Annotated in this window: 25 protein-coding genes; 13 read left to right on the top strand and 12 right to left on the bottom strand. The window is 64.2% G+C overall.

Annotated elements, in window-relative coordinates:
- From JHD67_RS17530 to JHD67_RS17485, 10 genes are all read right to left on the bottom strand, one after another.
- A partial coding sequence (locus JHD67_RS17530) for an ATP-binding cassette domain-containing protein (protein ID WP_199100483.1) occupies positions 1–289 on the bottom strand: 289 nt, incomplete at its 3' end.
- Positions 290–389: 100 nt separating this feature from the next.
- A complete protein-coding gene (locus JHD67_RS17525) occupies positions 390–809 on the bottom strand; it encodes a DUF3293 domain-containing protein (RefSeq protein WP_199100480.1) in 420 nt (139 codons plus the stop codon).
- Positions 802–2,202, bottom strand: coding sequence for an NAD(P)/FAD-dependent oxidoreductase (locus JHD67_RS17520; RefSeq protein ID WP_199100479.1), 1,401 nt, complete (start codon positions 2,200–2,202; stop codon positions 802–804). The genes JHD67_RS17525 and JHD67_RS17520 overlap by 8 nt, the downstream gene beginning before the upstream one ends.
- Positions 2,203–2,278: 76 nt before the next feature.
- Positions 2,279–3,040: an acetoacetyl-CoA reductase gene (gene phbB / locus JHD67_RS17515; protein ID WP_199100478.1), complete on the bottom strand. Its 762-nt coding sequence runs from the start codon at positions 3,038–3,040 to the stop codon at positions 2,279–2,281.
- A 96-nt stretch (positions 3,041–3,136) separates the two neighbouring features.
- Positions 3,137–3,616 carry a polyhydroxyalkanoate synthesis repressor PhaR gene (gene phaR, locus JHD67_RS17510; RefSeq protein ID WP_199100477.1) on the bottom strand — a complete coding sequence of 160 codons (480 nt, stop codon included), beginning with the start codon at positions 3,614–3,616 and terminating at the stop codon, positions 3,137–3,139.
- Between the two features lie 90 nt (positions 3,617–3,706).
- Positions 3,707–5,260 carry a DHA2 family efflux MFS transporter permease subunit gene (locus JHD67_RS17505; RefSeq protein ID WP_199100476.1) on the bottom strand — a complete coding sequence of 518 codons (1,554 nt, stop codon included), beginning with the start codon at positions 5,258–5,260 and terminating at the stop codon, positions 3,707–3,709.
- A gap of 21 nt (positions 5,261–5,281) precedes the next feature.
- A complete protein-coding gene (locus JHD67_RS17500) occupies positions 5,282–6,484 on the bottom strand; it encodes an efflux RND transporter periplasmic adaptor subunit (RefSeq protein WP_199100475.1) in 1,203 nt (400 codons plus the stop codon).
- Positions 6,471–7,979 carry an efflux transporter outer membrane subunit gene (locus JHD67_RS17495; protein ID WP_199100474.1) on the bottom strand — a complete coding sequence of 503 codons (1,509 nt, stop codon included), beginning with the start codon at positions 7,977–7,979 and terminating at the stop codon, positions 6,471–6,473. Before JHD67_RS17495 ends, JHD67_RS17500 begins: the two co-directional genes overlap by 14 nt.
- Positions 7,976–8,494, bottom strand: a complete 519-nt coding sequence (locus tag JHD67_RS17490) for a MarR family transcriptional regulator (RefSeq protein ID WP_343214391.1) — start codon at positions 8,492–8,494, stop codon at positions 7,976–7,978. Before JHD67_RS17490 ends, JHD67_RS17495 begins: the two co-directional genes overlap by 4 nt.
- Before the next feature lie 80 nt (positions 8,495–8,574).
- Positions 8,575–9,339 carry a TatD family hydrolase gene (locus JHD67_RS17485; RefSeq protein ID WP_199100472.1) on the bottom strand — a complete coding sequence of 255 codons (765 nt, stop codon included), beginning with the start codon at positions 9,337–9,339 and terminating at the stop codon, positions 8,575–8,577.
- Between the two features lie 137 nt (positions 9,340–9,476).
- Between JHD67_RS17485 and JHD67_RS17480 the strand changes: the two genes are divergently transcribed.
- Positions 9,477–10,058: a glycine zipper 2TM domain-containing protein gene (locus JHD67_RS17480; protein ID WP_199100471.1), complete on the top strand. Its 582-nt coding sequence runs from the start codon at positions 9,477–9,479 to the stop codon at positions 10,056–10,058.
- An 11-nt stretch (positions 10,059–10,069) separates the two neighbouring features.
- Positions 10,070–10,525: a glycine zipper 2TM domain-containing protein gene (locus tag JHD67_RS17475; RefSeq protein WP_199100470.1), complete on the top strand. Its 456-nt coding sequence runs from the start codon at positions 10,070–10,072 to the stop codon at positions 10,523–10,525.
- A 76-nt stretch (positions 10,526–10,601) separates the two neighbouring features.
- Here JHD67_RS17475 and JHD67_RS17470 read toward each other — a convergent pair whose 3' ends face one another.
- Positions 10,602–11,036, bottom strand: coding sequence for a cell wall hydrolase (locus JHD67_RS17470; protein ID WP_233172002.1), 435 nt, complete (start codon positions 11,034–11,036; stop codon positions 10,602–10,604).
- A 458-nt stretch (positions 11,037–11,494) separates the two neighbouring features.
- Positions 11,495–12,295 (bottom strand): folate-binding protein YgfZ, encoded by an 801-nt coding sequence (locus JHD67_RS17465; RefSeq protein WP_199100469.1) that lies wholly within the window; start codon positions 12,293–12,295, stop codon positions 11,495–11,497.
- A 128-nt stretch (positions 12,296–12,423) separates the two neighbouring features.
- Between JHD67_RS17465 and JHD67_RS17460 the strand changes: the two genes are divergently transcribed.
- The 11 genes from JHD67_RS17460 to JHD67_RS17410 form a co-directional block, all read left to right on the top strand.
- Positions 12,424–12,591 carry a DUF1674 domain-containing protein gene (locus JHD67_RS17460; protein WP_199100468.1) on the top strand — a complete coding sequence of 56 codons (168 nt, stop codon included), beginning with the start codon at positions 12,424–12,426 and terminating at the stop codon, positions 12,589–12,591.
- An 85-nt stretch (positions 12,592–12,676) separates the two neighbouring features.
- Positions 12,677–13,072 (top strand): succinate dehydrogenase, cytochrome b556 subunit, encoded by a 396-nt coding sequence (sdhC, locus tag JHD67_RS17455; RefSeq protein WP_199100467.1) that lies wholly within the window; start codon positions 12,677–12,679, stop codon positions 13,070–13,072.
- Positions 13,069–13,482, top strand: a complete 414-nt coding sequence (sdhD, locus tag JHD67_RS17450; RefSeq protein ID WP_199100466.1) for a succinate dehydrogenase, hydrophobic membrane anchor protein — start codon at positions 13,069–13,071, stop codon at positions 13,480–13,482. The genes sdhC and sdhD overlap by 4 nt, the downstream gene beginning before the upstream one ends.
- A gap of 4 nt (positions 13,483–13,486) precedes the next feature.
- Entirely contained in the window at positions 13,487–15,274 is a 1,788-nt protein-coding gene (gene sdhA / locus JHD67_RS17445; protein ID WP_199100465.1) for a succinate dehydrogenase flavoprotein subunit, read from the top strand.
- A 21-nt stretch (positions 15,275–15,295) separates the two neighbouring features.
- Positions 15,296–16,078 (top strand): succinate dehydrogenase iron-sulfur subunit, encoded by a 783-nt coding sequence (locus JHD67_RS17440; RefSeq protein ID WP_114823391.1) that lies wholly within the window; start codon positions 15,296–15,298, stop codon positions 16,076–16,078.
- A gap of 147 nt (positions 16,079–16,225) precedes the next feature.
- A complete protein-coding gene (locus JHD67_RS17435) occupies positions 16,226–16,474 on the top strand; it encodes a succinate dehydrogenase assembly factor 2 (RefSeq protein WP_199100464.1) in 249 nt (82 codons plus the stop codon).
- On the top strand, positions 16,446–16,919 hold the full coding sequence (locus JHD67_RS17430) for a protein YgfX (protein WP_233172001.1): 474 nt from the start codon (positions 16,446–16,448) through the stop codon (positions 16,917–16,919). The genes JHD67_RS17435 and JHD67_RS17430 overlap by 29 nt, the downstream gene beginning before the upstream one ends.
- A gap of 69 nt (positions 16,920–16,988) precedes the next feature.
- Entirely contained in the window at positions 16,989–18,236 is a 1,248-nt protein-coding gene (locus JHD67_RS17425; protein ID WP_199100463.1) for a lipoprotein-releasing ABC transporter permease subunit, read from the top strand.
- Between the two features lie 4 nt (positions 18,237–18,240).
- Entirely contained in the window at positions 18,241–18,939 is a 699-nt protein-coding gene (gene lolD, locus JHD67_RS17420) for a lipoprotein-releasing ABC transporter ATP-binding protein LolD (protein ID WP_199100462.1), read from the top strand.
- Positions 18,940–19,047: 108 nt separating this feature from the next.
- On the top strand, positions 19,048–21,348 hold the full coding sequence (locus JHD67_RS17415; protein ID WP_199100461.1) for a DNA internalization-related competence protein ComEC/Rec2: 2,301 nt from the start codon (positions 19,048–19,050) through the stop codon (positions 21,346–21,348).
- 93 nt (positions 21,349–21,441) lie between these two features.
- On the top strand, positions 21,442–21,868 hold a 427-nt coding region (locus JHD67_RS17410; protein ID WP_343214390.1), incomplete at its 3' end, for a MotA/TolQ/ExbB proton channel family protein.

Raw genomic sequence — 21,868 nt, 5'->3', positions numbered from 1 at the left:
GGCCCAGGTGGTGACCCAGGAACAAGGTGTCGCCCAGATGCTCGACCCGCCGCCAGGGTGCGCCGCGCCAATGCAGCGAGCCTTCGTCCAGGTGCAGCAAGCCGGCGAGGATGCGCAGCAAGGTGGTTTTGCCGCTGCCGTTATCGCCCTCCACCAAGGCCACTTCGCCAGCATGCAGGCTGAAATCCAGCGGTCCGAACACGGGCTCGTCCTGGCGATAGAAGGCGAGCGCCCGTGCTTCCAGCAAGGCGTGTTGTGCGGCGGGGACGTCGGAGGTCGGCGCGGTCATCGGTCGATTGTCCGCAAAGGCCGGCGCGCTTGTCCATGCGGCGAGCTGATGCCTGTGGACGGCGCCCACGGTAGTGGTGCGTGGAGAGTGGAGCACCGCATCAGCACGCCGGTGTCCAGCGTAAACGAGCGGGCTCCGCACCCCGGCCATGCACATAGGCGTGCTGGCCGAAGCGCTGGGCCAGCGTGTCGAGCGCGGTTATCTCCAGGCCCACGATGAACAGGCTGGGTTCGCGCCAGGACGCATTGCGAGCGATGCCGAGGCCGGCGTGGATGATGTGCGCGTCCGGCCGTTCGCGCAGCAGGCACAGCAAGTGACGCTGGGCTGCCCGGTTTTGTGCCAGGGGTAGCGGTTGCGAGCGCGGATTCCAGGCCGTGATAAAGCCCCATGGCTGCGCCCCGATTTCGACCGACAGCGCTGGCGGCAGCGGCTGATCGATTCGAAGGCAATGCCAGCCGCCGACCTGTCGCCGCACCCGGTATTCGGTGGTGCGATAGGCGGCGAGCAGGGCCTCATCCATGCCGGAGGTCGGGCAGGGGCGGCAGCGTGGCTTTAAGGGTGCCGACGGCGGCGGCGAGATCTATCGCCCCCATGTCGGCGGAACCGCGCAGCAACTGATCGAGCAGCACATCCTGCGCGCGGCCACGTTCATAGGCGTAGGCATAGGGCAGATGGGTGAACGTGACCATGCGGTAGCGCGCCATGAAATGCTGCGGTGCCTGGGTGGCGAGCAAGGCGCCGAGTTCGCGTTTGGCGAGATAGTACGGATCGGCGACGGAGTCGCGCATCTCGATGTAGTTCTCCAGCGCCATCGCAGCGATGGCATCGCTGTTGGGCTGGCGGATGCGCTGGAACTCGGCGAAGACGTCGGCCGTGTGTTCCGGCGCCTCGCTCAGCAAGGACGCCAGCACAACGGTGTCTTCGAAGCCGCAATTCATGCCCTGGCCGTGGAACGGCACGATGGCATGCGCGGCATCGCCCACCAGCAGCGCGCGCCCGCCAAGATGCCAGCGCTGGAGATACAGCGTGGACAGCGTACCCACCGGGTGGCCGTCGTAATCGTTCTGGAAATCGGGGATCAGCGGCAACAGGTCGGGGAAGTCGTGCTGGAAAAAGGCCCGCGCGGCCTGCGCATCCGGCAAGGTGGCGAAGCTGGGGTGCGGTCCCTGCGCGGGCAGGAACAGGGTCACGGTAAAGCTGCCTTCCGTATTGGGCAGGGCAATGCACATGTAGCCGCCACGCGGCCAGATGTGCAACGCATGCGGCTCCAGTGCGAACTGGTCATGACCGCCGCTGCTACCCACCAGTTCGACCGGAAGGATGCCGGCGGGGGGAATTTCCAGTTCCTTGTAAGCGTGCCCCAGCGCTTCAATGCGCTCGCCCAGCGGCGTGTGCGCATTCATGGCGGCACGCAGGGCGGAGCCGGCGCCATCGGCGCCAATGACTACGGGGGCGTCGATCTCGCGCTGCGTGCCGGCATCGTCGGCGAGACGAATGCGGCCGGCGTCGAAATCCGCCGCTACCAGGGATTGGCCGAAATGAAAGCGCACGCCGGCCGCTTCGGCGGCATCGAGCAACAGCATATTGAGCGCGCCGCGCGACACCGACCAGATCACTTCGCTGTCGTCTACGCCGTAGCGCTGCAACCCGGAGCGACCATCGCGGGTATGCACCATGCGCCCGCGCATCATCACCGCGCGTTGCAGCACATCTTCGGCCAGCCCGGCTTCGCGCAGCGCTTGCAAGCCGCGTTCGGCCAGCGCCAGGTTGATGGAGCGGCCGCCGACGAAGCCCGCGACGCGCGGGTCCGGGCGTTTCTCGAACACATCTACTTGAAAGCCGCGACCGGCCAGTTGCTGGGCCAGCAGCGCGCCGACCAGGCCGCCGCCGATAAGAGTGATGTGCTTCGCCATGGAGTTCCGCTGTGAGTTGGCAACCGCGATGGGCGCCAAGAGTAGCCGGTTGCTGCAGCCTCGGCGATGCGCGAAATCAGAAGCTCATAAAGTAGCCGCCATTCACCGGCAGGTTGGCGCCGGTGATGTAGCCGGCGTCATCGGCGGTGAGAAAGGCGACCGCGCGGGCGATATCGTCGGGCGAGCCCAGGCGGCCCACGGGAATGTCCGCAATGATCTGCGCCCGGATGTCTTGCGGCACCGCAGCTACCAGGGCGGTGTCACAATAGCCCGGGGATACCGTGTTCACGGTGATGCCCTTGCGTGCGGTTTCGCGCGCCAGTGCCATGCCGAAGCCATGCACGCCCGCTTTGGCGGCGGAATAGTTGGTCTGCCCGAATTGGCCGGTCTGGCCGTTGACCGAGCTTAAGTTGACGATGCGCCCGAAGCCGCGGGTGCTCATGCCCTCGACCACGTTGCGGCACGTATTGAAGACGCCATCCAGATTGACCCGCATCAGTTCATGCCATTGCTGCGGCGTCATCTTGCGCAGGCTGGTGTCGCGGGTAATGCCGGCGGCATTGACCAGAATATCCACCGAGCCATGCCGCTGCTCGATGCGGTCGACCAGTGCGGCGCAGCTGTCGAACTGGCTTACGTCGGCGGGTTCGAACCGCACCGCGCCATGGAGGTCGGCCAGCTCCTGCTGGAACGCGTGCAGGCGTTCCTCACGGCCAGGCAGGTCGACGGCAATGACTTGACGACCGGCTTGGGCGAGTTGACGGCAGATGGCGGTACCCAATCCGCCGATGCCTCCGGTCACCAGGGCGACGCGTGGGGTGGAAGCGGTTGGGATCATGTGAAGGACTCGTGCACATGCCGCAAGGCAGCACATGTTGTGCTGCAGCGGCCGAATGAGAAGAGTGCGCAACGCCCGCCGTGGCGGGCGAGCGGATCAGGGCTTCTTGCTGCCGCGCGGCGGTTGTGCCTGGGTGGCGGCATCGAGCAGGCCACGCTGCATGTTGCGCCAGGCATCCATGTTGCGCTCGGTCAGCTCGTTGAGCATGGACCACGGCGTCTGGCCGAGCAGGCTGTTGAGCTGCGTGCGGAACTGCTGCTGCTGGTCCAGGAATACCTGCAGGCTACGTTCCAGGTACGGGCCCATGAAGCCCTGCAGCGAGTCGCCGTAGAAGCGGATGATCTGGCTTAGCAGTTGGGGCGACAGCATGGGCTGCCCCTTTTCCTCGTGCTCGGAGATGATCTGCAGTAGCACCGAGCGGGTCAGGTCCTCGCCGCTCTTGGCCTCGCGGACCTCGAAGGTTTCGCCGTCTAACACCAGCTGTCGGACCTCTTCCAGCGTGATGTAGCTGGAGATCTCCGTGTCGTAGAGCCGGCGGTTCGGATACTTCTTGATGATGCGGATCGTTTGTGCCATGCGGCACAAACTAACAGAAGGTATTGCGCCGCACCAGTCGCCCATGGCTAAGGTCATGCTGCACCCGAGGGTGCAGCAATTGTTAAAAAATCAGTGACCTACCGCGCCGCCCGCCGAGCCGAACGGTGGCTTTGCCAGCCAGATGACCGGGATGAGCAGCACGAACAGCACCGCGCAGGCCAGGAAGATATCGTTCACGGCCAGGGTCAGCGCTTCGCGATTCACCAGCATGTCGGTGACGCCCAGCGCCTGCATCTGGCTCATGCCGCCATGGGTCAAGCCCTGCAGCACCTGGGTGGCGGCGGGGTTGGCGGTTGTGACGTTTTCGGTGAGATTGGCGTGGTGCAGGATGCCGCGGTGCTGCCACAGGGTGACGGTGACGGCGGTGGACACGCTGGAGCCCAAGGTTCGGAAGAAGTTGGCCAGGCCGCTGGCGCTGGCGATTTCCTCCGCGGGCAATCCCGCCAGGTAGATCTGGTTGAGCGGGATGAAGAAGCAGGGGATGGCAATGCCCATGACAAAGCGTGGCAGTACCAGCGAGGAGAACGACGCTGAGCTGTCGAAGGTCGAGAACCAGTAGGAGGTGACCGCGAACATCACAAAGGCGAAGGTCACCACCGCGCGCAACTCCAGCCGCTGCATATTGCGCCCGATCACGGGCGAGAGCAGGAACGCCAGGATGCCGACCGGTGCCGTGGCGAGGCCGGCCCAGGTTGCGGTGTAGCCCAGCGTGGTCTGCAGCCACAGCGGAAACACTACGTTGATGCCGAAAAAGGCGAACATGCCCAGCGACAGTGCGGTGACGCCGGCAGTGAAGTTGCGTTTGCGGAACAGGCCCAGGTCCACCACCGGATGCTTGGCGTGCAGCTCCCACACCACCAGGAAGGTGAGGCAGAGCAGGGCGATCAGGCCCAGCGTGGTGATCATCGGCGAGGAGAACCAGTCATGGTCGTTGCCGTTGTCCAGCATGAACTGCAGGCAGCCCACGCCCGCCACCAGAAGCACCAGGCCGACCATGTCGATGGGCGACTGGTAGGTTTTGGTTTCACGCTTGCGCAGCAGCGACCAGGTGATTACACCCGCGAGCACACCCACCGGCAGGTTGATGTAGAAAATCCACGGCCAGGAGAAGTTGTCGGTGAGCCAGCCACCAAGGATGGGACCGAAGATCGGCGCCACCACCACGGTCATCGCCCATAGCGCCAGCGCGATGCCTTGCTTGGTCTTGGGGTAGCTCGCCAGCAGCAGGGTGAGCGACAGCGCCACCATGGGGCCGGAACCCGCGCCCTGCATCAGGCGCGCGAACACCAGCATCGGCATCGAGGTGGCCAGGCCGCAAAGCATGGAGAACACCACGAACAGGCCCACGGAGACCACGAAGGTCTTCACCTCGCCGAAGCGGCGCGCGATCCAGCCGGTGAGCGGCTGCATGATGGCGCTGGCCAGCGAGTACGAGCTGATGGTCCAGGTGCCCTCGCTGGAGCTGACGCCGAGGCTACCCGCGATATGCGGGACAGCGACATTGACGATGGTCATGTCCAGCACCTCCATGAAGGTGCTGAACGCGACGGCGATGGTGAGCAGAACCAGTGCCGTGCCGTGCAGGGGCGGCAACGGCTTGGCGTCTTCGGGTGTGGTGGCCATGGGGAGGGCTCGGGTCGCTGGTTAGTTCGCGCTGCGCTGGCTCAGGTTGGCCTGGATGACCTTCTCGGCTTCCTCGTCGGCCTTGCTGGCCATCTGGTCATACACGGTGGTCTGTGCAATCGGCTGACCATTGCCGGCCGGCGCCATCATGGGACCCTTGTCGTCGGTGATGTCCACGGTGACATCGGTGGACAGGCCTACACGTAGCGGATGCTGGTCCAGCTCCTTGTCGTCCAGCGCAATGCGCACCGGCACGCGCTGCACCACCTTGATCCAGTTGCCGGTGGCGTTTTGGGCGGGCAGCAGGGAGAACACGCTGCCGGTACCCGCGCCCAGGCCGATCACCTTGCCGTGGAATTCGACACTGCCGCCGTAGACATCGGCTTCGATCTTGGCCGGCTGGCCAACGCGGATGTGGCGCAGCTGGTTTTCCTTGAAGTTGGCGTCCACCCACAGGTCATGCAGGGGTACCACGGTCATCAGCTGCTGGCCCGGCTGCACGCTATTGCCCACCTGCACGCTGCGCTGGGCGACGTAGCCGGTCACCGGCGCAAAGATGGCGTTGCGCTGGGCGGCGACCCAGGCGGCGCGGAAGTTGGCGCGAGCCTGTTCAACGGCGGGGTTGTTGGCGACCTGGGTGCCTTCGATGGACGCATGCGCAGCCGACGCCTGAGCCTGGGCGGCATCCAGCGCGGCCTGAGCCTGGTCCACGCCATCACGCAGATGCTGCACGTTTTCCGGTGCTTCGGCCTGCTCGGCGATCAGCGGGGCGCGGCGAGCGAGATCCGCCTGGGCCTTCTTCAGGTCCACGCGTGCCTTGGCCACTTGCGCATCGGCGCTGCTGGCGGAGTCGGTCTGCTGGCGCACCTGGCGCACGGCCTGGGCCAGCGCACTGCTGGCTTGCTGCAGACGCACGTCGGCATCGGTGCTGTCGAGCTTCACCAGTACCTGGCCGGCTTCCACGCGCTGGGTGTCGTCCGCGAGGATGGCGATGACGGTGCCGGGCACCTGCGCGGAGATGGCTACCTGGTTGCCACCGACGTAGGCGTTGTCGGTTTTCTCGCGGGTGGAAAACACAAACAACCACAGCAACACCCAGGCCGCACCGGCGAGGATGAAAATGAAGGCAACGATCAGCAGCGCGCGCCGGCGCTTGGCTGGATCCTTGGCGGCCATGCCGCTGTCATTGTCCTGCGAGCGGACGTTGGAATCAGTGGCGCTCATGCGTGGCGTCTCCGGAAAGGGTCGTCGGGGAAGGGGTGGAGGATGCGTTGGAAACCTGCTCGGGCGAGCTGGCCTGGTAGCCGCCGCCCAGCGCCTTGATCAACGAAATATCAGTAGACAGCGCCTGGGCGTGGAGGCTCACGCGATCATCTTGTTGCTGCAGCAACTGCGCCTTGGCGGCCAGCGTCTCGCGCTGGTCGCTGACGCCGCGGCGCACGCGGGCTTGCGCATTGGCAAGCAGCTGTTCGTTGGCGGCGATCTCGCGGGCCTGCACGTCGCGACGCTGCTCCAATTGCTGGGCGGTGAGGCTTTGCGTGGCGACATCGCGCGCGGCGCTGAGCACGGTGCTGTTGTACTGCGCCACGGCGCCTTGCAACTGCGCCTTGCTTACGCCGTAGTTCGCTTCGAGCAGGCCGCCGGTGAAAATCGGCAGATGCAACGCGGGTGTCAGCGCAAATACGCGGCTGCCGGCGCTGAACAACTTGTCCAGGTCGATGCTGGACAGGCCGGCCATCGCGCTGATGCTGATATCCGGGTAGAACTGGGCGCGTGCCACATCGGTCTGGCGCAGCGCGGACTCCACCTGCCAGCGGCTGGCGGCGATGTCGGCGCGGCGGGCCATCAGGTCCACGCCGACATTGTCCGGCAGCCCACCGGTAACTTGCGGCAGCGCATGCGGCTGCAGGGCGGGCAATTGCGCAGGCGACACGCCCACCAGGCTGGCAAGCGCCGCAAGGCGAATGCGCGCGGAGCCTTCGATGGCGACGCGCATCTGCTGGGTCGCGGCAAGCTGCGCCTTGGCCGATTGCAGGGTGTCCGGACGATCCACGCCCTGACGCACGCGCAGTTCGGCGATCCGCAGCAATTGCTCCTGCACCTGCATCGACTGCCTGGCGATGTCGATGCGCGCTTCGTCAGCAAGCCAGCCCATATAGGTATCGGCCACGCTGCTCTGGATTGCCAGCGCGGCAGCGCTTTGCTGCGCCTCGGCAACATGCGCCTGATCGACGGCGGCCTCGATGGTATTGCGCTTCTTGCCCCACCAGTCGAAGTCGTACTGCGCCTGCACGCCGATGTCGCCCTGGTTGTACCAGGTGAAGCCCAGGAACTTGGGCGGGATCAAGCCTGTTTCACTCAGGCGCTGGCGCTCGACCTGGGCGCTACCGCCCACGGACAGGCCAGCTTGTGCGGTGGCGGCGCGAATAGACTGCTGGGCCGACTCAATACGCGAGCGTGCCTGCACCAGATCCGGCGAGCCTTGCATCGCCATGTCGATCAATTGGTCCAGTTGCGGGTCCTGGTACTGGCGCCACCACCGGGCGTCCGGCCAGCCTGCACGATGACCCGCGTCCAGGCCGGCGAGCGGCACGTCATCGCGCAGGGCGGGGCGGTTGAGTTTGGCGGGGATCGAGCAGCCGGCGACGGCAAGCGCCACTGCACAGGCAAGCAGTGCGCGCTGGCCCAGGCCGCGACGAATCGAAAGGTTTGGGGTCATGGACGAGGGTCCGGGTGGGTGAGCGAATCGATATTCACGGCAACTTGACGCAGCAAGCGATCGAGCGTGCGTTTGTCGCTGGCGCTAAGCGACGCGAATGCGCTGAGCACCTGGGGAAAGAGAGGGGGGAGAATCTTGCGCACCAGGCGCTTGCCGGCCGCGGTGATGGTGAGCACCACGCGCCGGCGATCCTCGGCGCTGCTGGCGCGCGTTACCAGTCCAGCCTTGACCAGTACATTGGCGATGCGCGTCATATTGGTCGCGCCCTGCTGGGCGTACTCGCACAGTTCGCTGGGGTTGGCGCTGCCGCTGGGGCTGCTGTAGATCATCATCAGCGTGCGGAAATCGCTGTCGTTGAGTCCGTAGGGCTTGAGGTTTCGCTCAAGCTCGCCAAGCAGCGTGCCACCTACCAGCAGAAGCAGTCGCATAAGCACGACTTCCTGCACAGGGAAGTCCGGAAGACGCTCGCCGACACGGGCGATGCCATCGTCCATGTGCTCGAGACATTCGGGCATCCGCTTCATTTCATCAGGGGACAGTTCACCAGTGAAGTAATTAGGCTAGCACCGGCCAACATGGCCTGACAATACCGGTGTCAGAAGCCGAACAGGCGCCGTGCGTTGGCTGTAGTCAAGCTTGCGATACGTTGCCTGTCCTCGTTGCGCAGTTCGGCGACAACGTCCAATACATCAATCAGTTGGGATGGCTCATGGCGTTCGCCGCGATGGCACGCGCTGGGTTGATCGGGTGCGTCGGTTTCCAGTAGCAAATGTTCCAGCGGCATGGCGGCCACGATGCCACGCAGGCGCTGGGCACGCTCATGGGTCACCGGGCCGCCGATGCCCAGATGAAAACCCAGCTCCCACAGTCGTTCAGCCTGCTGCAGGCTGCCGGAGAAGCTGTGTACGACACCACGCAGGCCGCCCATGCGACGCATGGTGGAAGTAACTTCATCCATGGCGCGCCGTGCATGCACGATGACCGGAAGGTCGAAGTCGCGGGCAATGCGCAACTGCTTTTGGAAATACTCGCGCTGACGTTCAGCATCGAGTTCGGGAAGAAAGTAATCCAGGCCAATTTCCCCGACAGCCACGCTGGGTTCGTTTTTCAGTTGTGTGACGAGGGCGTCCAGGTGCTCGGGCCGATGACGATCGATGTAGATCGGGTGCAGGCCGTACGCAGGGTAGGCATCGCTGTGCGCTGCGCATATGGCGGCTATGCGGGGCCAGGATTCGTGATCGATGGCGGGCACCACGATGTGGCGTACGCCACTTGCATGCGCCCGCGCCAACATGGCGTCCCTGTCGGTATCGAAGCTGGGATCGTCGATGTGGGCATGGCTGTCGGTGAGTTCGAGCACAGTTATCGGCGTCCCATTTCGAAAAAATGTCTATCTCGATCTAAGCAAGTATTCAGTAGAACGCAGGTTCAATTGAAGCACTCGGGATCGTTCGAGGCGGATGCGGGGTGCTCCGCCGATCCAGACAGGAGAACATTATGAACAAGTTAGTCATGACGGCGCTGCATGTGGGTGTGAGCGCGGCCTTGGTATTGAGCCTTTCGGCATGCAATCGCGATGCGAATGCGGATGGTGGCGTGGGCGCGATGGCTCAGCAGGGCGGCCAGGGTGGCGCCAAGTATGCTCGCGTGATCAGTGTGACGCCGGTACGCGAGCAGGCGACGGCGCCGCAGCAGGTGTGTCATGACGAGGTAGTCACGACGCACAAGCCGGTGCAGGACACGCATCAGATTGCCGGTACGGCGATTGGTGCCGTCGCGGGCGGCCTGCTGGGCAACCAGGTGGGCGGTGGCAAGGGCCGTACGTTGGCGACCGTTGCAGGCGCCGTTGGCGGCGGCTATGCCGGTCATGAGATCCAGGCGAATCATCAAGCCAATGCAACGCAGCAGACGACGCAGCGTCGCTGCTCTACGGTGGCCGGCAGTGCTGGCGACAAGGTGGTGGCGTACGACGTGAGTTACGAGTACAACGGCGTCACCCGCACTGTACGAATGGATCACGATCCGGGTGACAGGCTGCAGGTGCAGGAAGGAGTGGTAGCCGTTTCCGACGCTCACTGAGGATTCACGTCATGCATACACTGTTTAAACGTTTGGCTGTCGTGGGTTTAGCCTGTTCGATCGCGTTGCTGTCGGCCTGCGTGCCGCCGCCACCGCAGCGCCAGGTGGTTTACAGCGGGGCTTCCAATCGTTGCGAGCAGTGTGGCGTGGTGAGTGATATCCGGCAGATCCAGACGCAGAAGGGTGCGTCGCCGCTGGGCATGGTCATCGGTGGCATTGCCGGTGGCGTGCTCGGCAACCAGATTGGTGGCGGTAGCGGCCGAACGCTGGCGACCGTCGCGGGTGCCGTGGCTGGCGGTGCGGTCGGTAATGAGGTCGGCAAGAATTCTGGCGGCCCGGATATCGCCTGGCAGGTCACCGTCAAGCTGGATGATGGTCGTTACGCCACGGTGACGCAGGCGGCCGATCCGCAGGTGCGCCCGGGTGACTATGTGCAGATTCGCAACAACCTGATCTATCGCCTCTGAATGCTTTAGGCGTATAGACGTCCAAATAAAAAGGCCCTCGATCGAGGGCCTTTTTTTGTGCTTTGCGATGGGTGGGTTAGTTGACCGCGTAGAATGCGTGGTCGCCGATGGTCTTGACGATACGGTGCGTCGACCATGTAGGGGCTACCGCCAGCGTGGCGAAATGATCCGCCTGCGGGACATAGACCGTGCGCTCGCCCTTCGGCAGGCTCCAGTTGCTGATGGAGTCGCCGGCGATCTTCCACGCCTTGGTCCAGGAGTTGAGGTCGGTGACCTCGAAATTGCTGGTCGTTGTCGTCAGCGCAAACTGACGCGGGGAAGTAACGACTTCGCAAACGCTATCGCCCCACGTGCCGCGATCACGACGTCGAAGGGCTACCTCGGCCACGGCATACTGTCCGATGGTCGACTCACTGCGTGCCTCGAGATACACCGTCGTGGCCAGGCAGGTCTGGTCCGCGAGGGGTTGAGGCAGCACGGACGCCAGCCACAACAGCATGGAAAGTTTCATTGTCTGCCTCCAGCGTGCTGTACGCGTGAGGTCGGTGGTGCTGACTTCACGCGCCGTTGCGATGGACGGGCGGGCAGGCCGTTCCATCTGGATTGAACACCGCGACCGAAACTTGTGGTCGCTGGCGATTTGCCACGGGATTGTGGCGAGTCGAGCGGCTGATCCGGTGCCACTCAAAACTTGTTGTGCTGCAAAGGCATTGCTCGAGTACTAACAGCCTCGTTGCCTGCAACTGCTCCGCGCTAACGGCGGCATATACACCGGCATCGCTGCCGGGTCGCGCTGATCCGGACCCCTCCGGTTCGTCGCGTATGTCGACACCCGTGGGCAGGGGTGTCACTCAATAGGTTGGCGAGACTAGTGGCGCATTTCTGATCTGGCAAGTGCCCGTCCGTTCAGGTTCACGCCGTGCTCACATTCGTGTGAGGTGTTCGTGAAACCTTGCGCGATCCGATTCACTAGGCCGACCAGCTCTTGGTAACGCGCAACGAAATGCCTTCGTCGAGTTCATTCACTACGCCATTTTCAAGTTGCTTCACGACCTCATCGTCGAGCACGGCAAGCGCTTGGACGTCTGTTTGCGTCACGGCGATATCGAGTAATTGGGCGACCCCTTTGCCGTCCTGGCGCAGAACGGTGCCTTCGGTCAAGCGCTGCGACAATACGACGCAATGCATATGTCGCTTGTGTCCGCCGCGATAGTGCAATCGCGCCACGATCTCTTGTCCGGGGTAGCAGCCCTTGTCGAATGCAACCGCTTGCAAGCGCTCCAGCGACAAAGCGGGGGGCAGCAATTCACCCAGCGCAGCCGTGGGCAGCCAGGGCCAGCCCGCATGAATCTGCGGAAGGCGCCAGTCGTCGTCGGAGGTGGCCGCACCGGTCACCAGACTGTGCGAGCCGCAGCCCCAGATATAGGCGCCGCCTTCACGATGGAGGGCGTAACTCTCCCGCGCAGGAGCGGTACCCAGCGTTTGAACAGGAAGTACGGTGAGCTTGACCTTGGAGCGGAACACGAAACGTTGCAGTGATTGCGCCAAGCTGGCCGCGTCGCCGCCACGCAGCAGGACCAGCAGGGCGTCGTCGCTGGGGCGGCCAAGGTGGAACAGGGCAAGCACTCGTCCCTGCGCATCCAGCCATGCACTGAATTGCCACTGTCCGACTTGAAGCGAGCGGACGTTGCTTGTGAACTGAGCGTGGGCGAACGCGATGGCGTCGGCGCCTTCGAGCTGCAGGATATGGGCGGGGTAGTGGGGCGTCATAGCTCAGCGAGGTAGGGGCGGGGCGTGGGACATACAAGTGCGGCCGGGTGCTCTGTCAGACGCGCGCGCTGTCGTCAAGGTTGTGCTGCATTTACGCAAGTATTACGCTTTTACAGTTTTCAAATACCATGTCCGATACGTCCTCCCAAACCAAGTCCAAGCCGGCATCCGTTCCTGCGGAGCCGTCGCCCGTGCCTGCTGTTCCGGTAACGGAAAAGACCACAGTGGAGCGGCCGGCCCCGGATCCCACTCGCTACGGCGATTGGGAAAAGAACGGGCGCTGTATCGACTTCTGATTCGCCGCGCCGGTTTATTGCGCCGGCGTGTCGGAGAAGGGAAGGGCGGTAAAGGGCATTAGCGATTCCACCCAGGATAGCCGCCATGGCAGATACGCAACGACCGCTCTCTCCCCACATGGGCATATATAAGTGGCAAGTGCAGATGGTGACCTCCATCGTGCACCGCGCCACAGGTATTGCCCTTTCCGTTGGAACGCTGATTGTGCTGTGGGGGGTGTTTTCCCTTGCCCATGGCGAAGACAGCTACAACCAGTTCAAGACCTGCATCGGCAGCCCGATTGGCCTGATCCTCATGTTTGGCTGGACCTGGGCCCTGTTTTACCACCTGTGCAACGGCATCCGTCACCTGTTCCAGGACGGCGGCATGGGCTACGCCATTCCCCAGTTTGTTCGTTCCAGCTGGATCTCGATCATCGGCAGCGTGGTGCTGACCCTTATCGTCTGGGCCTACGTGCTGACCTCGGGAGGTGCGGCATGAGCGCCAACGGTCAACAGCACGACGTGCGCAAGCAGTTGCGCAACCCCCTCAAGCGTGCGCGCGGCCTTGGCTCGGCACAGTCCGGTGTCGGTCATTGGTGGACGCAGCGCGTGACCGCAACCGCGCTGGTGTTCCTCGTGGTGTGGTTCGTCGCGACGGTGCTGGGCGCACTGCACGCCGATTACGCCACGGCGCGCAGCATCATCGCCAAACCCTGGAACGCGGTATTGCTGGTCGCCTTTGTGCTGACCGTGTGCTGGCACGCGGTGCTGGGCCTGCAGATCGTGATTGAGGACTACGTGCATACGCGCTGGAAGGAAGTCGCCCTCCTGGTGCTGGTGAAGTTCATTGCAGTGCTCGGCACGCTGGCCACGTTGATGGCTGTGCTGCGCGTGGCGCTGGGGGCCTGATTCCATGGAAAGCTACAAGATCCAACAGCATAAGTACGACGTGATCGTGGTCGGCGCCGGTGGCGCTGGCCTGCGCGCCACCTTCGGCCTGGCCGAGAAGGGCTTGAAGGCCGCGTGCATCACCAAGGTATTCCCGACCCGTTCGCATACCGTGGCGGCGCAGGGCGGCATTTCGGCCGCGCTGGGCAACATGGGCGAGGACGATTGGCGCTTCCACTTTTACGACACCATCAAGGGTTCGGACTGGTTGGGCGACCAGGACGCCATTGAATACATGTGCCGCGAGGCGATTCCGGCCATCATCGAGCTGGAACACTACGGCGTGCCGTTCTCGCGTACCGAGGAAGGCAAGATCTACCAGCGTCCGTTTGGCGGCATGACCACGCATTACGGCAAGGGCACCGCGCAGCGCACCTGCGCCGCGGCCGACCGTACCGGTCACGCCATCCTGCACACGCTGTACCAGCAGGCGCTGGCGCACGACGCCACGTTCTTCATCGAGTACTTCGCCATCGACCTCATCTTCGACGAAGAGGGTGTGTGCCGTGGCGTGCTCGCGCTGGACATGAATGAAGGCACGCTGCACTTCTTCCGCGGTCACGCGGTGGTGCTGGCCACCGGCGGCTATGGCCGCGCCTACTTCAGCGCCACCTCGGCGCATACCTGCACCGGCGACGGTGGCGGCATGGTGCTGCGCGCGGGCCTCGCGCTGCAGGACATGGAGTTCGTGCAGTTCCACCCCACCGGCATCTACGGTTCCGGCTGCCTGATTACCGAAGGCGTGCGTGGCGAGGGTGGTTACCTCACCAACTCCAACGGCGAGCGTTTCATGGAGCGCTATGCGCCGAACGCCAAGGATCTCGCTTCGCGTGACGTGGTCAGCCGCGCCATGACGATGGAAATCCGCGAAGGCCGTGGCGTGGGTGAGCACAAGGACCATATCCACATCAACCTGATGCACCTGGGCGCCGACGTGATTCACGAACGCCTCCCGGGTATCGCCGAGTCGGCGCGCATCTTCGCCGGTGTGGACGTGACCAAGGAGCCCATCCCGGTGATCCCGACCGTGCACTACAACATGGGCGGTATCCCCACCAACTATCACGGCGAAGTGGTGCAGAAGCGCGGTGATGACGTGGATGCGGTGGTGCCGGGCCTGTTCGCCATCGGCGAGGCGGCCTGCGTATCGGTGCACGGCGCCAATCGCCTGGGCTCCAACTCGCTGCTCGATCTGGTGGTGTTCGGCCGTTCGGTGTCGCACCGCTGCGCCGAGATCATCAAGCCGGATACGCCGCACAAGGATCTGCCGGCCAGCGTGCTGGATACGGCCCTCGCGCGTTTCGACGGCCTGCGCAATGCCAAGGGCAGCCTGCCTACGGCGAAGATTCGCGCGGAAATGCAGCGCACCATGCAATCCGACGCTGCGGTGTTCCGTACCGGCGAGTCGCTGAAGGAAGGCTGCGAGAAGATCTCCAAGGTCCGCGACTCGTTCAAGGATGTCGGCATCAGCGATCGCTCGCTGGTGTGGAACTCCGACTTGATCGAGACGCTGGAGTTGGCCAACCTGCTCGATCAGGCCGTGGCCACCATGTACTCGGCCGAGCAGCGTCACGAGAGCCGTGGCGCGCATGCTCGCGAGGACTTCCCGGAGCGCGACGACGCCGACTGGCAGAAGCACACGATGGTGTCGGTCGATGAGAGCGGCAAAACCAACTTCGATTTCCGTCCGGTGCACATGTACACCATGACGAAGGACGTCGACGTCGTGCCGCCCAAGAAGCGCACTTACTAATTCCCGGACTGGAGAGCCACTGTGGCAGAGTTTTCGCTACCCAAGAATTCCAAGGTCCAGCCGGGCAAGCACTTTCCGGCCAAGGACGCGAAGAAGCCCCGTACGTTCCGCATCTATCGCTGGTCGCCGGATGACGGTCAGAACCCGCGCATCGATACGTATGAAGTCGATATGGCTTCGTGCGGGCCGATGGTTCTGGACGCCCTGCTGAAGATCAAGAACGAGATCGACTCGACGCTCACCCTGCGCCGTTCGTGCCGCGAGGGCATCTGCGGTTCGTGCGCGATGAACATCGACGGCACCAACACGCTGGCCTGTACCAAGGCCATCGAGGATTGCGCGTCGGGTGACGTGAAGATCTATCCGCTGCCGCACATGCCGGTGGTGAAGGATCTAGTGCCCGATCTCACGCACTTCTATGCGCAGTTCGCCTCGATCAAGCCCTGGCTGCGCACGCAGAGCCCGGCGCCGGCCGACAAGGAGCGCCTGCAGTCGCCGGAAGACCGCAAGAAGCTCGACGGTCTCTACGAGTGCATCCTGTGCGCTTGCTGCTCGACCAGCTGCCCGAGCTACTGGTGGAACGGTGACCGTTACCTCGGCCCGGCCATTTTGCTGCAGGCCTACCGCTGGATCGTGGACAGTCGCGATGAAGACACCGGTGCCCGCCTGGACGATCTTGAAGATCCGTTCAAGCTGTACCGCTGCCACACCATCATGAACTGCGCGCGTACCTGCCCGAAGGGCCTGAACCCGGCCAAGGCCATCGCCGAGATCAAGAAGCTGATCGTCGAGCGTCGCGCCTGATGCTCTTGCGCCCTCTCCCCAGGGGGGAGAGGGCTAGGGTGCGGGGGCGCGGTAAAGCGTCCCTTTGCCGGGTCGATGCATCATCGACCTCTCAGCCCAATCCTCTCTCCAGCGGGGAGAGGCGTAACTCCGGAGGCATTTCGCGCAATGGACGAAGCCCGCATCAAGCGCCTGCGCTGGCGCACCCGTCGCGGCACCCGCGAGTTGGACGCCCTGTTCGGTGGCTGGCTGGACGAGCGTTTCGCCGATGCGGACGAAAGCACGCGTCAGGCGTTCGATGAATTGCTGGATGTGCAGGACCCGGACCTGTGGGATTGGGTGATGGGGCACGCACAGGCGTCTCGCCCGGATTGGCAGGCCATCATCGATGACATCCGCTCCCGCCATCGGCTTTGAATACCGACCCTCGCGCTGGTTGAGGCGGGCGCTGGCTCTTTTCTCCGTATTGGCTTTGCTGTCGCTCTGGTTGAGCGCGTTGCCTGCGCCGCTGTCGGCGCTGCTGTCGCTGCTCCTGCTGGGGGCGGCGATCGGTTGCGTGCGGCGCCAGACTGCCTCGCCCGTGTTGGCAGCGGGCTGGGGGATGGAGGGCGATTGGAGCCTGCGACTGCGGGACGGCTCGGATGTAAAGGCTACGCTCATGGCCAGTCGTACGCTGGGCGAGGGCGCCATATGGCTGGCCCTGCGTGGGCCGTCCCCACGCCCTTTTATCCTGCTTCTGGCAGCGGACAACAGCGATGCCGACATCCGTCGGCGCCTGCGCATGCGTCTCCAGCTGGCTCCGGCCCAGACTGTAGGTCCCATGGATGGCACTCTTTCGTCTCCACGCGGTCCTAGGGCTTAGCCGCTTCTCAGGCGATAATCCCCCCTTACGGGCGGCCAGCCCTCACGAACCCCACAAGCGACCCGCCTAATGTTTCGACCGTTAGAGCTTTTCATCGGCCTGCGCTATACCCGCGCCAAGCGTCGCAACCAGTTCATCTCGTTTATTTCCACGGTTTCCATCGTCTGCATCGCCATCAGCGTGACGGCGCTGATTACGGTGATGTCGGTGATGAATGGCTTTGACGATGAGTTGCGTTCGCGCATTCTGGGCGCCATCTCGCATGCCACGGTGTCGGGCATGCCGGGGCAGGCCGTACAGGAGTGGCCGCGCGCGGTGAAGATCGCCGAGGCCAACAAGCACGTGCAGGGCGCCGCGCCCTACGTGGAATCGGAGGCCTTCCTGCAGGCGCGCCGCTCCACCGGGGGCTTGTTGCGTGGTATCGAGCCCACGGAAGAACCCAAAGTGTCCGATATCGGCCAGCATATGGTCGAAGGCACGCTTACCGCGCTCACGCCGGGTAGCTGGAATGTGGTGCTGGGCCGCGAGCTGGCCATGCAGTTGGGCGTGGCGGTGGGCGACAAGGTGATCGTTGCGGTACCCACCTTCAAGTCCTCGCCGCTTACCGGCAGCGTGCCCAATCTGCGTTCGTTCACCGTGTCGGGTGTATTCGAGCTGGGCATGCAGGAGTTCGATTCCGGCTTGGCCCTGGTGAACATGACCGATGCCGAGCGCCTGAATGGACTGGACGGCCCCACGGGCATCCGCCTGCGCCTGGATGACATGTTCAATGCGCGCTCGGTGGCGAGCGAGCTGGCCAACCAGTTGGGTCAGGTCTATCGGGTGGAAACCTGGATGGATAGTCACGCCAATTTCTTCGCCGCCATCTCGATGGAGAAGAAAGTGATGTTCATCATCCTCTCGCTGATCATCCTGGTCGCGGTGATCAATCTGATCTCGATGCTGATGATGCTGGTGACCGACAAGCAGGCGGATATCGCCATCCTGCGTACGCTGGGCTCCACGCCGCGCAGCATCATGGGCATGTTCATGGTGCAGGGCGTGTTGGTGGGCTTTGTCGGCATCGGCTTCGGCGTGGGCTTGGGCTCGCTGCTTTCGTGGAAACTGCCGGGGATCGTCAAGTGGATCGAGCACGTGACCGGCGTGACCTTCCTCTCGCCGGATGTCTATTACATCAGCGAGTTACCCAGCAAGCTCTCGGCGAGCGATGTGGGCTGGGTGGCCTTGATCACCTTCCTGTTCTCCTTGCTGGCCACCCTTTATCCCGCGTGGCGTGCGTCGCGCACGCAGCCCGCGCAGGCGCTTCGCTATGAGTAAACCGATGAGTCACACCAACGACATCGTGCTGCGCGCCAGCGGCATCGCCAAGACCTATGAAGAGGGCGATCTGAAGACCGATGTGCTCTCCAACGTCAGTTTCACCGTCAAGCGCGGCGAAACGCTGGCTATCGTCGGCGCCTCGGGCTCGGGCAAGAGCACGCTGCTGCATATCATCGGGGGCCTGGATACGTTGACGAAGGGCGAGGTGGAGGTGGAAGGAAAGAACCTTTCGCGTCTCTCCGATGCGGACCGCGGTCGCGTCCGCAATCGCTCGATGGGTTTCATTTACCAGTTCCATCACCTGTTGCCGGAGTTCACTGCGCTGGAGAACGTATGCATGCCGTTGTTGATTCGCGGTGTGGCGATCGGCGAGGCGCAACGGCAGGCCAGCGAGTTGCTGGGCAAGGTGGGCTTGGGCCAGCGAGTGGGGCACAAGCCGGCCGAGCTCTCGGGAGGCGAGCGCCAGCGCTGCGCCGTGGCGCGCGCACTGGTGACGCGCCCGGCCGTGGTGCTGGGCGACGAGCCTACCGGCAACCTGGACGAGGGTAACGCCGCGCAGGTCTACGACCTGATGGTGGAGCTCAATCGCGAGATCGGCACCAGCTTCATCCTGGTCACCCACGACAACCGTCTGGCGGGGCGCATGGATCGCACGTTGGAGCTGCACAGCGGCGTGCTGGTCGAGAAAGCGCGGGCCTGATCCCGCCTCACCGCTGAGGCGCTCGTACGGTGAGCGCCGACGTGATTTTCCGCCGCCAAAACATCCTGCGCTGACTAGGCTGGCTTCTTTCTCCGGAAGAGGCGCGTCATGGTGCGCGTGCGCGGCGCTATCGGACCTGGCTTGCTGCTGCTCGCGGGTGTACTCGCAGTGCAGTGGCTACCCCACCTGCCATCGCGTGGGTGGAGCATCGCCATGCTGGTGCTGGCTTGTGCGCTGGCATGTACTGGCCGGCGTGGCCGTTGGGTGGCGTGCTGCCTGTTCGGCGTGGGCTGGTCGTGCCTGTGCGGTGGCGCGGGCATGGAGGCACGCTTGCCGCATGCCCTTGAAGGCAAGGATGTGTGGGTGGAAGGTCGCGTCAGTGGATTGCCGTCGCGGCGTGAGGATGCCACCGGCTTCCTGCTGGTAGCGGAGCGGGCGTGGCTGGATGACGTACCCTTGAGCCTGCATGGGCTGATTCGCGTGAACTGGTACAACAACGCACCTGTGCTGGCGCCGTGCAGCCACTGGCGTCTCAGGCTTCGGCTGAAGCGCCCGCGAGGCCTGCTCAATCCTGGCGGCAGCGATAGTGAACGCAGCGCCCTGGAGCGTGGCATCGTGGCGACCGGTTACGTGCGGGAGGATGCCGGCCGGTCCGCTGCGCCACCGCGAGGCCTATGCATCGACGGCGTGCGCGATGCGATCAGCCGCGGCATTGCCGCGCGCGTGGACGATGCGCACGATGCCGCGCTGCTGCAGGCTTTTTCCGTCGGCGATATTCGCGGCTTGAGCCAGCATGATTGGGAAGTAGCCCGCGCCAACGGCATTCCTCACCTCATCGCCATCTCGGGGTTTCATGTGGGCGTGGCCGCCTTGTTTGGCGTATGGCTGATGCGCGTGCTGTACGCCTTGTTTCCGCGTTTGGCCCTGCGTTGGCCAAGGCCGCCTGCGCTGGCGGCTGGCGCCCTGCTGGCTGCCGCTGTGTATAGCGCACTGGCTGGCTTTGGCCTGCCTACGGTGCGCACATTGCTGATGATTACCGTGGTGGCGCTGGCCCGGTGCCTGCGACGGCACCCCGGTGGGCCGCAGTCGTTGGCGCTTGCCTTGGTGGCCGTGCTGCTGTTTGACCCCTTGAGTGTGCTTTCGGCCGGGTTTTGGCTGTCCTTCGTGGGCGTCGCGTTTCTCATGCTATGCCTGAACGTGCATGGCAAGGGCTTGCGCGGCTTTCTGCACGAACTCTCCGCCGGGCAAATGGTGATGACGCTATCGTTGATGCCGCTGACCCTGTGGTTCTTCGGCGAGGCGTCGCTGGTGGGTGCCTTGTCCAATCTGGTTGCGGTGCCGTTCGTGAGTTTCGTCATCGTGCCGTGCGCCTTGGTAGGCATGGTGATGCTGGGTGTATGCCCGCCGTTGGCCACCCCGGTACTGTGGTGTGCCGCATGGCTGGCGCATGCGCAGTGGTGGCTGCTGGAGCAGATGGCAACGTGGCCCGGTGCGCACTGGTACTTGCCGGAGGTTGGCCTGGCGGCGCTGTTGCTGTCCACCCTGGGGGCACTGTGGTTGTTCATGCCGCGCGGCATGCCGATGCGCTGGCTGGGCATCGTGCTGTTTCTGCCGTTGGTGTGGCCGCAGCGCGTGTTGCCGGCCGCAGGCGGCTTCCAGGTATGGATGCTGGATGTGGGGCAGGGCCTGTCGGTGTTGGTGCGTACTGGGCAGCATGCCTTGCTATACGACGCCGGGGCCAAGTTTCCATCGGATTTCGACCTGGGTGAGGCGGCGGTACTGCCATCCATTCGAGCGCTGGGTATCGATACGCTGGATGTATTGGTCGCCAGCCATGCCGACAACGATCACGCGGGCGGTATGCCTGCCGTGGCCGCCGCCTTTCCCCGGGCCGAACGTTACGCAGGGGAACCCGAACGCATGGCGGTGCCGATGGCGGCGTGTCCGGTGGGGCGGTCGTGGCATTGGGAGGGCGTCACCGTCCGCGTGTTGCCATCCGGCCAAGCCGGGGACGCGGCGAATGACCGTTCCTGCGTGGTGTTGGTGGAGGGGGTTTCCGGGCGTGTCTTGCTCACCGGTGATATCAGTACCCGGGTTGAGCCCCGCGTGGCCGAGGCGCTTTCGGCCGGGCCGCCCCTGGTGCTCTCGGTGCCTCACCACGGCAGCCGGACTTCCTCCGGCGTGGCGTTCTTGCGCGCCACTGAGCCGACCCTGGCGCTGGTCTCCGCTGGGTGGCGCAATCGCTTTCGCCATCCCAATCCCCAGGTGATGCAGCGCTACGAGCAGGCGGGTATTCCCTGGCTGAACACGGCGACGAGCGGGGCGATTCAAGTCGACTTTCCGCCTACGCAACGGCCAGCGGTGGCGGCCACCTGGCGTCAGCGGCAGTCTCGCTATTGGCGCGAATGAGGCGGCTTTCACAACTGCCACGGGGGCCGCGGAACCGCCAGGAGAGGCTGTTATGATGCGCCCTTCCTATCGATCGTGTGTCGTGGAGTCGTTGTGCTGGAAATCCTGATGGCTGGTGGCTGGGCGATGCTGCCCATCCTGATGTGTTCGGCGGTCGCGCTGGCGATCGTGCTGGAGCGTTGCTGGACCCTGCGACGTCGCTCGGTGCTGCCGCCCGGCTTGGGCGAGGAAGTGCGCAACTGGGCGCGCTCCGGCCAGTTGGACGGCAACCATCTCACTGCTTTGGCCAATGGCTCGCCGCTGGGCGAACTGCTGGCTTCGGCGCTGGCCGTGCGCAATCGTTCGCGTGAGCTCATCAAGGAGCGCATCGAAGACACCGGCCGCCATGTCGTGCATCGCATGGAGCGCTATCTCAACACGCTGGGCACCATTGCGCTGATCGGCCCGTTGCTCGGCTTGCTGGGCACCGTGATTGGCCTTATCCGCATGTTCATGGACGTCATGAAGGGCGGTGTGGGCG

The organism is Dyella sp. ASV21 (assembly GCF_016428975.1).
Lineage (GTDB): Bacteria > Pseudomonadota > Gammaproteobacteria > Xanthomonadales > Rhodanobacteraceae > Dyella.
Note: the sequence above shows the minus strand (reverse complement) of the source record. Positions and strands in the feature narration are given on the sequence as shown.